Source organism: Pseudomonas sp. O39, assembly GCF_045447295.1.
In the GTDB taxonomy this organism is placed as follows: Bacteria; Pseudomonadota; Gammaproteobacteria; order Pseudomonadales; family Pseudomonadaceae; genus Aquipseudomonas; species Aquipseudomonas antarctica_A.
This window is the reverse complement of the sequence record NZ_JBJGXV010000025.1, coordinates 42,551-55,808: the sequence shown is the minus strand read 5'-3', so window position 1 is coordinate 55,808 and position 13,258 is coordinate 42,551. Positions and strand designations below refer to the sequence as shown.

General features: G+C 63.4%; 9 protein-coding genes. 2 read left to right on the top strand and 7 right to left on the bottom strand.

Annotated features, from left to right (window positions below; translation table 11 throughout):
• Positions 1–15 precede the first annotated feature (15 nt).
• Complete coding sequence (locus tag ACI77D_RS24560) at positions 16–1,218, bottom strand: MFS transporter (RefSeq protein ID WP_407017670.1); 1,203 nt, start codon at positions 1,216–1,218, stop codon at positions 16–18.
• Positions 1,219–1,395: 177 nt separating this feature from the next.
• On the opposite strand from ACI77D_RS24560, the gene ACI77D_RS24555 reads away from it, so the two are divergent.
• Positions 1,396–3,516, top strand: coding sequence for a mechanosensitive ion channel family protein (locus tag ACI77D_RS24555; RefSeq protein WP_407017669.1), 2,121 nt, complete (start codon positions 1,396–1,398; stop codon positions 3,514–3,516).
• A 130-nt stretch (positions 3,517–3,646) separates the two neighbouring features.
• Here ACI77D_RS24555 and ACI77D_RS24550 read toward each other — a convergent pair whose 3' ends face one another.
• A complete protein-coding gene (locus tag ACI77D_RS24550) occupies positions 3,647–7,894 on the bottom strand; it encodes a DEAD/DEAH box helicase (protein WP_407017668.1) in 4,248 nt (1,415 codons plus the stop codon).
• Between the two features lie 166 nt (positions 7,895–8,060).
• On the opposite strand from ACI77D_RS24550, the gene ACI77D_RS24545 reads away from it, so the two are divergent.
• The gene (locus ACI77D_RS24545) at positions 8,061–8,945 is read left to right on the top strand and encodes a sugar nucleotide-binding protein (protein ID WP_407017667.1); all 885 of its coding nucleotides are present in this window, start codon (positions 8,061–8,063) and stop codon (positions 8,943–8,945) included.
• Positions 8,946–9,111: 166 nt separating this feature from the next.
• Here ACI77D_RS24545 and ACI77D_RS24540 read toward each other — a convergent pair whose 3' ends face one another.
• The 5 genes from ACI77D_RS24540 to ACI77D_RS24520 all read right to left on the bottom strand — a co-directional run bounded on the left by ACI77D_RS24540 (position 9,112) and on the right by ACI77D_RS24520 (position 13,155).
• Complete coding sequence (locus ACI77D_RS24540) at positions 9,112–9,810, bottom strand: OmpW family protein (RefSeq protein ID WP_064454340.1); 699 nt, start codon at positions 9,808–9,810, stop codon at positions 9,112–9,114.
• 133 nt (positions 9,811–9,943) lie between these two features.
• Entirely contained in the window at positions 9,944–10,465 is a 522-nt protein-coding gene (locus ACI77D_RS24535) for a DUF3299 domain-containing protein (protein ID WP_262666365.1), read from the bottom strand.
• A gap of 11 nt (positions 10,466–10,476) precedes the next feature.
• A complete protein-coding gene (locus tag ACI77D_RS24530; protein WP_407017666.1) occupies positions 10,477–11,742 on the bottom strand; it encodes an ABC transporter permease in 1,266 nt (421 codons plus the stop codon).
• A 1-nt stretch (position 11,743) separates the two neighbouring features.
• The gene (locus ACI77D_RS24525; protein WP_064454337.1) at positions 11,744–12,454 is read right to left on the bottom strand and encodes an ABC transporter ATP-binding protein; all 711 of its coding nucleotides are present in this window, start codon (positions 12,452–12,454) and stop codon (positions 11,744–11,746) included.
• Between the two features lie 89 nt (positions 12,455–12,543).
• Positions 12,544–13,155, bottom strand: coding sequence for a DUF2796 domain-containing protein (locus ACI77D_RS24520; RefSeq protein ID WP_407017665.1), 612 nt, complete (start codon positions 13,153–13,155; stop codon positions 12,544–12,546).
• Positions 13,156–13,258: the final 103 nt, after the last annotated feature.

Sequence of the window (13,258 nt, the reverse complement as noted above, 5' to 3'; positions counted from 1 at the left end):
TCGAGACACGGCGGATCAGTGGCCAGTCATTACGCGGGTCGAGGGCTCGGCATACACCGGTCCCCGTCGGTCAAGGCGACCGCTCCAGGCGGTCAGCGCCAGGGCGACCAACACCACCAGGCCGCCGATCCATGCGGTATGGATCAACCCCATATGCGCCACAATCAGGCCTCCGGCCCACGCGCCCCCGGCGATTCCCAGGTTAAACGCGGCGATGTTCAAGCCCGAGGCCACATCCACCGCCTGCGGCGTGTGATGTTCGGCCTGGCGCACCACGTACACCTGCAGGCCCGGCACATTGCCGAATGCAACCGCGCCCCACACCAATACGGTGGCCAGCGCCAGCCATGGGTTGCTGGCGGTCAGGGTCAGGATGAGCAACACCGCCGCGAGCAGCGCAAAGATGATTTTCAACGCGCTGATGGGGCCGCGTTTATCCGCCAGTTTGCCGCCCCAGATATTCCCGGCAGCCACCGAGATGCCATACACCAGCAATACCAGGCTCACGGTGCCGGCGCTGAAGCCTGCGATGTCCTGGAGGATGGGGGCCAGGAAGGTAAACGCGATAAACGAACCGCCGTAGCCGATGGCGGTCATGGCATACACCAGCAGTAAGCGCGGCTGCTTGAGCACTTGCAGTTGTTGCAGCAGGGACGCGGGTTTGCTGTGGGCGATGGTGTTTGGCACGTAGATCAGGCTGCCGATAAACGCGATCACACCCAGCGCCGAGACGGCGAGGAAGGTTTCACGCCAGCCGAAGTGCTGGCCGATAAACGTGCCCAGCGGCACGCCGGTGACCAGCGCGACGGTCAAGCCGGTAAACATGATCGCGATCGCACTGGCGGCTTTTTCCTTCGGCACCAGGCTGGTGGCGATGGTCGAGCCAATCGAGAAAAACACCCCGTGTGCCAGGCCGGTGACGATCCGCGCCACTACCAGCGATTCATAGCTGGGTGCCTGCCAGGCCAGCAGGTTGCCGAGGGTGAACAGCACCATCAACGACAGCAGCAGTAACTTACGTGGCACCTTACCGGTGAGGGCGGTGAGCACCGGCGCGCCGATGGCCACGCCCAGGGCATAGAGGCTGACCAACAGGCCGGCGGACGGCAGGTCAACGCCGAGGTCGGCGCCGATTGTGGGTAACAGGCCAACGATGACGAACTCGGTCGTCCCGATGGCAAAAGCGCTGAGGGTCAGCGCGAGCAACGCAATAGGCATGGCTGCAACTCCGGTGGGTGTAAATCAGGAGCGCAGTGTCTGGGTTTGGCTTAGGCGGAAAAAGACAGCGATCGGCATTTGATATTTGCCCTGGGCGCAAAGGTGCCGAACGGGGGGGAACGATCAAGGCTCAAACCCGTCAGTTCCTTACAGACCCTGCAGATGGAGCCCGGTGTTTTGCTGAATCTAAAAACTGCATTACTGTTTGGCGCGCTGCTGTTCCTGGGCAATGGCGCGTTGCAAGCCGCAACACCGGCGCCTGCCGCCGCACCGGCCACCGTCGCAGCCCCGGCCAAGCCCGAGCTGTTGGTAGAAGGCGGCCTGCTGGGGGCCATCAGCACCAGCATTGACGACGTGCAGGACAAACTCGACCTCAATCAGAACCTCATTGACGCCTGGCGCTTGCGCGCCGACCGTGCGGCGGATGAAGTGGGGCGCCTGGTCGACCAGACCGCCGAACGTTCGCCGTGGAGCGTGGCAGGGGATTTCCTGTTGCTGTCCGGCGTGTGGGTGGGGGCCTTTGCGGTGTTGACGCTGCTGGGGCGCTTCATCGTGCTGCGCTTGAGTCGGCGGCGTTTCGTCGAGCGGCGCGCGCGTCTGCAAGCGGTGCTTGGGTATGTGCTGCCGTATACGATCCCGGCGCTGATCTGCCTGCCGCTGACCCTCTACGTCAGTCACTTCTTACCCACGTCAGTGGGGCGCGCGCTGGCGCTGTGTTTCGCCTACGCCACCAGCAGCGGCATCTTTTCCACCTCGATGCTGTTGTGCGTCATCGTCATGTTCAACCTCGGCCACAAGCGGCCGGCGGTGCAGATCATTCGCGACTACTGTCCCAAACCCCTGTTCCTGATCGGCTTTCTCGCCGCCCTCAGCGACGCGTTGATCAGCCCGCAAATCGCCCGCCAGCTCGGCGGCAATGTCACCAGCAGCATCGCGGTCTTTACCGGCCTGTTTGCAACGGTGATTTTCGGCGTGCTGGTGGTGCGTCTGCGTCGCCCGGTCGCGCATTTGATCCGCAACCGGCCGTTGGCCCAGCGCCTCAAGCACCCGGCGTTGCAGCAATCGCTGCGGGTGTTTTCCGGGCTGTGGTACTGGCCGATTCTGTTGATGGTGCTGGTCTCGGCAATCAACCTGATCGGCGCCGGCGACGACAACCAAAAGGCCCTGCGTTGCGCGCTGTTCACCACGATTCTGCTGATCGGCACGGTGTTCCTCAGTACGGTTTTACAGCACCTGTTCAAGTCCCGCAGCCAGGTGGCGATCCAGCGCAGCAGTGCCTACAAGGAGCGCTTTCTCAGCCTGTTACACGCGATCCTGCGTATTGCGATGGCCATCGCCTTTATCGAACTACTCGGGCGCATCTGGGGCGTGTCGCTGTTCGAATTTGCCCAGCGCAACGCGGTGGGTCGGGCGATCAGCGATTCGCTCAGCAGTATCGGTCTGATCCTGCTGATGACGTGGCTGTTCTGGGTGGTACTCGACACCGCCATCCAGGAGGCGCTCAAGCCACCGGTGAACAAACGCTCCAGCCGCCAGCCGAGCACACGGGTCAAAACCATCCTGCCGCTGCTGCGTAACGCAGTAAAAATTGTGCTGGTGGTGATTTGCGCGATCACCACGATGGCCAACCTCGGCATCAACGTTGCGCCGCTGCTGGCCGGTGCCGGCGTGGTCGGCCTGGCCATCGGCTTCGGCTCCCAGCAACTGGTGCAGGACGTCATCACCGGCCTGTTCATCATCATCGAAGATACGTTGTCCATCGGCGACTGGGTGGTGCTCGACTCCGGCCACGCCGGCACCGTCGAAGGCCTGACCATCCGCACCCTGCGCCTGCGCGACGGCAAGGGGTTCGTGCATTCGGTGCCGTTCGGGCAGATCAAGGCCGTCACCAACCAGTCGCGGCAATTTGCCTATGCGTTCTTCTCGGTGCAGTTCACCTATGACACCGATGTGGACAAAGCCGTGGAACTGATCCGCGAGACCGGGCAATCGATTAGCGATGACGTGTTCCTCAAGTACAACCTGCAAGGGCCGCTGGAAGTCTTTGGCGTGGACAAGATGGACCTCAATGGCGTGGTGCTCACGGCGCAATTCCGAACCGTGTCGGGCGGGCAATATGCCGTGAGTCGCGCGTTTAACCAGCGCCTGAAAAAGCGTGTGGATAACTGCGACGAGGTGCACTTCGCGCAAACTTATCCACAGCAGGTGCTGTTGCCCAAGCGCACGGCGCGGGTGGATGAACCTGATGAAGAGGTGCCGGCGTCGCTGGTGTTGACGGAGCAGCCGCGTACCCAGTAGCTCTGGGACGGCTGGTCGGGCCTCATCGCGGGCAAGCCCGGCTCCCACACTCGACCGAGTACAGGGTTGGAATACGGTCAAAATGTGGGAGCGGGCTTGCTCGCGAAGAGGCCCTCAAAGCCAACCCACTTCAATGCCTGATCAACTTCTCCTGAATCGCCCGCAGATCCTGCTCCAGCAGAATCTGCTGCTTGCCGCCCACCATCACCGCCGCCGGCACTCCGTCACGGTACACAATCCGATTGCCGCTCACCGCCGGCACCTTGCTCCCTGGCAGCAGCGTGCCCACCAGGTTCAGCGGATCAGCCCCGCACACGGCAATCAAACTGCCGTCATGCGGCCTGCGCCGTACTTCGCGCAACAACGGGATCGCTTCCGGCAGCGCAAACTGCTCGCCCGCCAACCCGCTGACAAACCGCCCGCCACGAATCTCGCCGCGTGCCTCCAGCCGATGGAAGGTGCGCAGTAGTTCGCGCCAGCTCGGCAGCCAATCCGCCTCGCGCTCCAGCAGCCGCCAGAACACCACGCCATAGCGGCGCAGCAAGGTCATCGCCACGTGCTCCAGCGTCTCAGTCGAGTGCGGCCCGGCGGCGCTGGGCGAGCGGCGCACCAAGGCCCAGCGCCCGGCGTCGTCCATGCCGCCGACAAACGCACCGCGCCCGCGCCGACTGCTGCGCGCCAGGCGCTTGCTGGCGGGGGTGGTCAGGGCGCGCAGGCCGGCGAAGCTGTCGGCATTCACCAGCCCCGCGCCCACCAGTTCTTGTAGTGCGATCTCCAGTTCGCTGCGCAGCAGATGGGCCTCGTGCACCAGCTCATCGAAAAACAGCGCGCCGTGCTCGCGCAGGGCCAAGTGGACTTTCTGCGCCTTGGGCGACAGCGTGGTGCTGTCGGTGAGTTCGGTCAGCCCGCTCCACAGCGGCACTTGGCTGCGGGGCAGCAGCACCACGGGCGTACTGCGCAGCGCAATCGCGCTGGTCTTGTTGCTCAAGCGCGTCCATACCAATTTGCCGCTGCGGCACAGCTCGTCGAGCCAGGTGGGGGTGTAATGCTTGAGTCGCGCGCTGAGCAAGTCACTGTCCCAGGCCGACGTGGCGGCGGCGTAGCCTTCGAACTGGCCGACAATCTGCGGCAGCATCGCGCTGCCCTGGCCGCGCGTGCCCTCTGACAAGTGCTGCCAATCGAACAGAAAACGCATGAAGTCCTGCAACGCCACCGGCTCGATTTCCCGACGCAGGCGCTTGACCGTGTAGCGATGAATACGTGCGAGCAGATGCCGCTCACACCATTGCTCATCACGGGCGCCCGGGCTGAAGCGGCCGCGCAGCACGTAGCCTTCCTGTTCCAGGCGCGCCAGTGCCTGAGTCACGTCTGCCACCGGCAGGGCCAGCGGCGCTGCAATCTCGATCAGGCTCAGCGGGCCAAACCCGCCAAGGCGTGCACGCAGCACTTCCGCCAGCGCATCCTCAACGGTCCAGGGTTCATCGAAGCCCGGCAGCAACGGCAAGTTGTTGGGATAAATCGCCTGCACACAACTCAAGCGCTCCACGGCTACCCAGAGGCCATTATTCAGTTGATAGGCGCGCCCGCCCTTGGCCAAGGCGTGCAGCCACTCGGCCCACTGCGGCGTGATCTCATCAATGGCGATGCACGCCAGGCTCATCAACGCCTCATGCATTTCGTCCAGCCCATTGGGTGCCGGCCACGCCTCCTCGCGCACGCCGGCGATGGCCTCGGCATCCAGCGCGCCGAGGTCGTCGGTGCTTTGCGGGTCGCTCCAGCGCCGGTTGAGCACCGCCTGGGTGCGGCGTTCTTCCAGCGGTGCGTCGTCGAGAAAGGTGTAGGGGCGCGCGCTGAGAATTTCGGCGGCCATGGGTGAGGGCGCCGGTAGGTCGCGGCTGATCAGGCGCACTTCGCCACGCTCCATGCGCCGCAACAGGATCAGCCAACCTTCGCTGTCCATGGCTTCGTGCAGGCAGTCGTCGAGGGTTTGTTCCACCAGAGGGTGTTCGGGTATCTCACGCTCGCCGGCGAGGTTTTCCAGGCAGGCGATCTGGTCGGGAAACACACTGGCAATCAGGTCTTCGCTCTTCATGCGCTGGATCTGCGGCGCTACCTTGCGCCCACCGGTATAACGCGGCAATGCCAGGGCCACACTGGCATTCCAGCGCCAGCGCACACCGAACAGCGGCGCATCCAGCACCGCCTGGGTCAGGATGTGCTCGGCGCTGTTGCTGTTCAGATAGCGCCACACCTCATCCAGCTCGAAACTGTGGCTGGTGGACAGCGACAGCACGATCGCATTCTCACTGGCCGCCGCCTGCAATTCGAAATTGAAGGTGCGGCAAAAACGCTTGCGCAGGGCCAGGCCCCAGGCGCGGTTGAGGCGGCTGCCGAAGGGCGTATGGATGATCAATTGGGTGCCGCCGGAGGCGTCGAAAAAACGCTCCATGATCAACGTGTCCTGGGACGGCAGGGCGCCAAGGGCCAGGCGCGCGCGTGCCAGGTAATCGAGGATTTGTTCGGCGCTGGCGCGGTTCAGGTCGAGGCTGCCAGTGAGCCAGTCGTGGGCGGGTTGCAGGTCGCCGGGTGTGGCGCTGAGCAGCGCGTCCAACTGCCCTTGAAAACGCGCCACGGCGGCCGACAATTCATTGCTGCGCCCCGGTGCTTCGCCGAGCCAGAACGGGATAGTCGGCGGTTGGCCATGGGCATCCTCGACGCGTACCTTGCCGGCCTCGACCCGCAAGATCCGGTAGGACGTATTACCGAGCTGGAAGATATCCCCGGCGATGCTTTCCACCGCGAAGTCTTCGTTGACGCTGCCGATATTCAGGCTCTGAGGTTCAAGCAACACGCTGTAGTCAGCGTTGTCCGGGATGGTGCCGCCGCTGGTCACGGCGGTCAGCCTGGCACCACGGCGGCCGCGCAGTGTGTGGGTCACGGCGTCGCGGTGCAGGTAGGCGCTGCGGATGCCCTGGCGGCCGTTATAGCCGTCGGCGAGCATCTGCAACAGCGCCTGGTAGTGGCGCGGGTCGAGTGTGCCGTAAGGCGCGGCGCGCTGGATCAGCGCCAGTAGCGCCTGCTCCGTCCATTCACGGGCGCTGACTTCGGCGATGATCTGTTGGGCGAGTACGTCCAACGGCGCGACCGGGATGTGCAAGGTATCCAGCTCGCCCCGGCGCACGCAGTCGAGCAGGGCGGCGCATTCGATCAGGTCATCGCGGGTGGTGGCGAACAGGCGCCCCTTGGGCGTGCCGCCGACCTGGTGGCCGGAGCGGCCGACGCGTTGCAAAAAACCGTTGATCGAGCCGGGCGAGCCGATCTGGCAGACGAGGTCGACGTCGCCAATATCAATCCCCAGTTCCAGCGACGCCGTGGCGATCAGCACTTGCAGCTCGCCGGCCTTGAGCCGTTGCTCGGCGTCTAGGCGCATTTCTTTGGCCAGGCTGCCATGGTGGGCGGCGACGGAGGTCTTGCCCAAACGCTCGCTCAAGTGCCGGGCCAGGCGTTCGGCCAGGCGCCGCGTGTTGACGAAGACCAGCGTGGTGCGGTGTTCGCGGGCCAACGCGGCGAGGCGATCGTAGACCAATTCCCACACGTCATTGGCCATCACCGCCGACAGCGGCACCGGCGGCACTTCAATATCCAGGTCGCGGGGGCGGGCGTGACCGATATCGACGACGGCGCATTCACGGCCAGTGCCGACCAAAAAGCGCGACACCGCCTCGATAGGCTTTTGCGTGGCCGACAGGCCGACACGGGTCAGCGGCTCGGCGCACAAGCCTTGCAGGCGTTCCAGGCTCAGGGCCAGGTGGCTGCCGCGTTTGCCGGCGGCGATGGCGTGGATTTCGTCGATGATTACCGTGCGTGTGCTGGCCAGCATCTGCCGGCCGGAGTCCGAGCCGAGCAGCACATAGAGCGATTCCGGGGTGGTGACCAGGATATGCGGCGGCCGCTTGCGCATCAGCGCGCGGTCTTTTTGCGGGGTGTCGCCGGTGCGTACGGCGGTGCGGATCGCAAGCGGCGGCAAGCCCATGGCCTGCAACTGCTCGGTGATACCGGTTAGCGGGTTTTGCAGGTTGATCTGGATATCGTTGGACAGCGCCTTGAGCGGCGATACATACACCACCAACGTCTCATCCGGCAGTTGCCCGCCGTTGGCCAGGCCTTGATGGACCAGGTCATCCAGCACAGCCAGGAACGCCGTCAGGGTTTTACCGGAGCCGGTGGGCGCGGCGATCAGTGTCGAGCGGCGCTGGCGGATCAGCGGCCAGGCCTGGGCCTGGGCGCGGGTCACCGAGGGGAACGTGCTGCGGAACCAGGCGCTGACGGCGGGGTGGAAACCGTCCAAGACCGTGTCCGTTGATTCGGGAAGGCTCATTCACAATTTATGCGGCCGGCCGGTGCAACTTGCAACCCCGCACTTTATAAGTGACGGTTGCGCTACAAACCCGCAAAATGCAACGATTCTGGCAAACACCCACGGTATGGCTCACAAGGCCGCCGACAATAACCATCGTTCCAAACAGACCGGGCCTGCACACTCTATGCGAATGCGCCTTATGTTACTGGGCGGCGGGAATGCCCTCGGGCAGGCGCTGATTCGCCTCGGTGCAGAGGAAGACATCGGTTTCCTCGCACCCAAACCGCCCCAAGACGGCTGGGATGCCGCGAGCCTCACCCAATTGCTCGACGACACCCGTCCCGATGCGTTGATTAACCTCGCCTACTATTTCGACTGGTTCCAGGCCGAAGCGGTCAGCGAAACCCGCTTGGCTGCCCAGGAGTTCGCGATCGAGCGCCTGGCTGAACTGTGCCAGCACCACAACATCACCTTGCTGCAACCGTCCAGCTACCGCGTGTTCGATGGCTCGCGTGCCACCGCCTACAGCGAAAAGGACGAGCCGGTGCCCTTGGGCCTGCGCGGCCAGGCGTTGTGGCGCATTGAGCAAAGCGTGCGCGCCACCTGCCCGCAACACGTGATGCTGCGTTTTGGCTGGCTGCTGGATGACAGCGTCGACGGCACCCTGGGGCGCTTCCTGGCCCGTGCCGAGAAACCGGATGAATTGCTGATGGCCGACGACCGACGCGGCAACCCGACGCCGGTGGATGATGCCGCCCGGGTGATCATCTCAGTGCTCAAGCAACTCGATTGCGCGGCGCCGCTGTGGGGCACGTATCACTACGCTGGCCATGAGGCGACCACGCCGTTGGCGCTGGGCCAGGCGATTCTCACCGAAGCGCGCAACTACCATCCGCTGGCGATCGAATCCCCTACCGCCCAGGCCCACGCGGCACGGCTGGATGCGGCCGATGAACCGCAACACGCGGTGCTGGCCTGCAAGAAAATCCTCCACACCTTTGGCATCAAGCCACGGGCGTGGCGGGCTGGGTTGCCGGCATTGCTGGACCGGTTCTACCGGCGTAGCTGACACCACACAAAACCAAATGTGGGAGCGGGCTTGTGTGGGAGCTGGCTTGCCTGCGATAGCATCGCCTCGGTGCAACTGATAGACCGAGGCGTCTGCATCGCGGGCAAGCCCGACTCCCACACAAGCCCGCTCCCACAGGGGTTATGCAGCGTTAGTTAAACCGGGATTAGAACTTGTAGCCGATACCCACCATGTAAACCATTGGATCAACGTCCACATTGACCTTGGCGCGCGTGCCTTGGCCCAGCGCGTTGTTGTCCACGGTGGCCTTGGTGCTGATGTCGATGTAGCGCGCCTGGGCGTTGATCATCCACTTGTCGTTGATCATGTAGTCGGCGCCGATCTGCGCGGCCCAGCCCCAGGAGTTTTCCGCCTTGAAGTTGCTGAAACCGGCTTGCTGGGCGTCACTGCTGACGTGCTCGTCGTAGATCCAGGTGTAGTTGATGCCGGCGCCCACGTACGGTTGGAATGCCGACTTGCTGTCCAGCGGGTAGTACACGACGCTCAGGGTCGGCGGCAGGTGTTTCAGGGTGCCGAGCTTGCCGTTCGCGGCGCCGAGCGCGGTGTTCTTGAGCTTCACGTCGTGCTCGAACGGCGTGGCTGCCAGCAGTTCGATACCCCAGTGGCTGGTGAACATGTAGGCGAAGTTCAAGCCCAGTTGAGTGTCGCTGCTCATGGTCGCCTTGCCGCCCAGGTTGGTGCCCGCCAATGGGCCCTGGTCAACCTTCACGCTGCTGCTGTCTGCTTTCGGGTTAACGGTGATTGCACCGGCGCGAATCAGAATATCGCCCGCTTCGTGAGCGTGGACGGCAGGGGCGGCGAGGGCGAGCGCGAAGAGGGACGCGCCGAGCAGGGACTTGTTCATGGGAGCTCCAAAAGGACGTTAAAAGTTGTACGTCCAATGGTAAAGATCGTTCCATTCGATCCTTTGACTCAGCTCAATGAAAGGGTAACCACGGCTCAAAAACCGTGGGATCTGTGCTGTTCTTGAGCCAGGCTCATTCCTGCAGCTCGTAGACGTAAATCTTCTCGGCATCCATTTGGTAGCCGGCATCCGCCAACTCACTGGATGACGGTTTGACCTGCATCGAGCCCTCGATCCAATACGGCTGGTACAGCTCGTCAAGCTTCACCCCGACTTCGCTTTTCACATGCACGATCTGGTTCGACGGCGGCGGCGGTACGTGGATGCACGCGCCGAAATACGGCACCAGCAAGAACTCGGTGGTGCGGCCTTCTTCGCTGACTTCCAGCGGCACGATATAACCCGGCAAGCGAATGTGCTGGCCGTCGAGGCTCTGCACCACCGGCGCGTTGGGCAGGTCCTGCTTGGCCGCAGGCGCCGCCTCGACCGACAATGCGTCGGCCATGTTCGACAGGTCGTGCAGCGGCTTCATGTTGGGAATTTCCGGCGGCGCGTCCGGCGGGATCATCTCCTGCCAGGACAGGTCCTTGGGCTGGTCGGCCGCCCACGCGGGCAGTGCCACCAGCAGCAACAGGGCAAACAGGGCACGGCGCATCGAAGCCTTCCTCATAAACGTATGGACAGGCCATCGGCCAGGGATTGTCGATAGGCGCGCCACGCGGGCACGCTGCCCATCAACAGCGCTGCCGCCAGGATACCGGCGAGCAATGTCCATTCATATTCGCTGGGCCAAGACATCGGCAGGTCCAGGCCATAGTTGGCCTGCAAATACCCGCGCGATGCGGCGATGCACACGTACAGCAGGCCTGTGCCTGCAACCACGCCGGACAGTGCCAGCGCGAAGGCTTCGAAGATCAGCAGTGTTGCGATGTGCCAAGGGCGTGCGCCGACCGAGCGCAGGATCGCCATCTCGCGGCGGCGCTCGTTGAGGCTGGTGAGGATCGCCGTGAGCATGCCGATCAGGCCGGTCAGCACCACGAACAGCGAGATCACGAACAGCGCTTTTTCGGCGGTGCCCATCATGCTCCACAACTCTTGCAGCGCCACGCCGGGCAGGATCGCCAGCATCGGCTCACCGCGGAATTCATTGATCTCGCGTTGCAGGGCGAAGGTGGAAATCTTGTTGTTCAAACCGAGCATGAACGCGGTGATCGCCTGCGGGGTCAGGTCCATATTGCGCGCCTGATCGGCGCTGATGCGGCCTTTGCCTTGGGCGGGTACGCCGTTGTGCCAGTCGATATGAATCGCTTCCATACCGCCGAGACTGATGTGCAGCGTGCGGTCTACCGGCGTGCCGGTGCGCTTGAGAATGCCGACCACGGTGAACGGTTTGTCATCGTGTTTGACCAGGCTGACCACTGCCACGCCGTGGGCCAGTACCAGCTTATCGCCGAGCTTGTAATGCAGGGCGTCGGCGACTTCAGCACCCAACACCACTTCGAACGGGTCGGTGGCGAAGGCGCGGCCGCTGGCCAGTTCGAGGTTCTGCTTGCGGCCGTACTGGTAGTGCTCGAAGTAGGATTCGTTGGTGCCCATCACCCGGTAGCCACGGTGCGAGTCGCCAAGGGAAATCGGGATTGCCCATTTCACTTGCGGGTTGGCGGCGAAGTGCTCGTAGCTGTCCCAACGGATGTTGTTGGTGGCGTTGCCGATGCGGAACACCGAGTACAGCAGCAGGTTGACCGAGCCGGAGCGGGCGCCGACGATCAGGTCGGTGCCGCTGATGGTGCTGGCGAAGCTGTTGCGCGCCTCAACGCGCACGCGCTCCACCGCCAGCAACAGACACACCGACAGGGCGATGGCGAAAGCGGTGAGGATCGCGGTAAAGCGGCGGTTAGCCAGGCTGGCCATGGCTAGACGAAACAAATACATCTCAAACCTCTGCGGGCGTGGCGGCGCGATTGAGTTCGGCCAGCGACAGGTTGCGGTCGAACAACGGCGCCAGGCTCTGGTCATGGCTGACAAACAACAGGCTGGCGCCCGCGTCGCGGCATTCGGCGAACAGCAGCCGGATGAATGCTTCGCGAGCGTCATAGTCCAGGGCCGAGGTGGGCTCGTCGGCAATCACCAGTTCCGGTTGGCCGATCAACGCACGGGCAGCGGCCACCCGTTGTTGCTGGCCGATGGACAGCGAGTCGGCGCGGCGCTCCAGCAGGCTTTTGTCGTTCAAACCCAGATGCGCGAGCAACGTGGCTGCGGCCTGATCGACGCTGCCGTGGCGCTGAATCGCCCGTTGCGCGCGCAGCTTGGAAAAGTGGCAAGGCAACTCGACGTTCTCGCGCACCGACAGGAACGGCAGCAGGTTGAACTGCTGGAAAATGTAGCCGGTGTGGTCGACGCGGAAGCGGTCGCGTGCGCCCGCCGACAGCTCGGTCAATTCCTGGCCGAGCAGGCGGATGCTGCCCTGGCTGGGTTTCTGCACGCCGCCCAGCAGGCCGAGCAGGGTGGTTTTGCCACTGCCGCTCGGGCCCTTGAGAAACAGAGTTTCCCCCGCTTCCAGGCGGAACGTGGGGATGTCCAGCAACTGTGGGTGGCCGGGCCAGTTGAAGCCCAGGTCAGACAGTTCGATTAACGCTTGGGTCATGGGAAATCAGGGTCGCCTGGTGGTAGGAAGTGGCGCCGATCCACTGTAGGAGCCGGCTTGCCAGCTCCCACAGTGATTGGGTTTTCAGATCAGAACTTCAGCGTAGCTGCCTGTGCCGTTGCTTCCACACCTTGCTGGCCGCTTGGGCCGATCAACTGCACGTTGATCTTCTGGGTGGCGGGGAAGGTCTTGAACACTTGGCTCAGGTCGAGATTGCTCAGGGCAGTCGGCGTGGCGCAGGTGAACTGGTAGTGGGCGTGGATTTCGCTGTGATCATGATGATGCTCGTGGGCGGCTGCGCCTTTGCCGTCGGTGGCGTGGTCATCATCGTCGTCGTCATGATCGGCTTCAGGTTTGTCACCGAACAACGGGCTGTTGAGTTCCAGGGTACTGATCACGCAACCGGCGGCTTTTGGCAGATTGAACAGGGCCAATGGGCTTTCCAGCTGTTTGCGGGTGGCGGCGACCTTGGCTTTATCGGCCGGGGAGGTGGCCTGGTGTTCAAAACCCACGAGGTTCATGGCTGGGCTGTCAAATTCCAGTTCAAGCGCCTGGCCGTCGAGTACCGCATTGAGGCGACCGACACCGTGCTCGTGGGTGCCGAGGCTGCCGTGCTCGTGATCATGGTCGTGCTCGTCAGCCGCGTGAGCAATGGCGAGTGGCAACAGGGCAAACGGCAAAGCGAGCAGCAGACGGCGCATGAGAAGGCTCCAGAACATGAAAGTTTTGTTATGTAATCTTATAACGATAAGCCGGGAGTTTGAACGCCCGCTTGGCGTTGCGCAAGTCGCGTGGGAGCATGCG

Bases quoted from the DNA above. Each gene is read 5' to 3' on its own strand.
- ACI77D_RS24540 (WP_064454340.1), bottom strand. From the start codon at position 9,810: ATGAACAAGTCCCTGCTCGGCGCGTCCCTCTTCGCGCTCGCCCTCGCC.
- ACI77D_RS24520 (WP_407017665.1), bottom strand. From the start codon at position 13,155: ATGCGCCGTCTGCTGCTCGCTTTGCCGTTTGCCCTGTTGCCACTCGCC.
- ACI77D_RS24525 (WP_064454337.1), bottom strand. From the start codon at position 12,454: ATGACCCAAGCGTTAATCGAACTGTCTGACCTGGGCTTCAACTGGCCC.
- ACI77D_RS24545 (WP_407017667.1), top strand. From the start codon at position 8,061: ATGCGAATGCGCCTTATGTTACTGGGCGGCGGGAATGCCCTCGGGCAG.
- ACI77D_RS24560 (WP_407017670.1), bottom strand. From the start codon at position 1,218: ATGCCTATTGCGTTGCTCGCGCTGACCCTCAGCGCTTTTGCCATCGGG.
- ACI77D_RS24550 (WP_407017668.1), bottom strand. From the start codon at position 7,894: ATGAGCCTTCCCGAATCAACGGACACGGTCTTGGACGGTTTCCACCCC.
- ACI77D_RS24535 (WP_262666365.1), bottom strand. From the start codon at position 10,465: ATGCGCCGTGCCCTGTTTGCCCTGTTGCTGCTGGTGGCACTGCCCGCG.
- ACI77D_RS24530 (WP_407017666.1), bottom strand. From the start codon at position 11,742: ATGTATTTGTTTCGTCTAGCCATGGCCAGCCTGGCTAACCGCCGCTTT.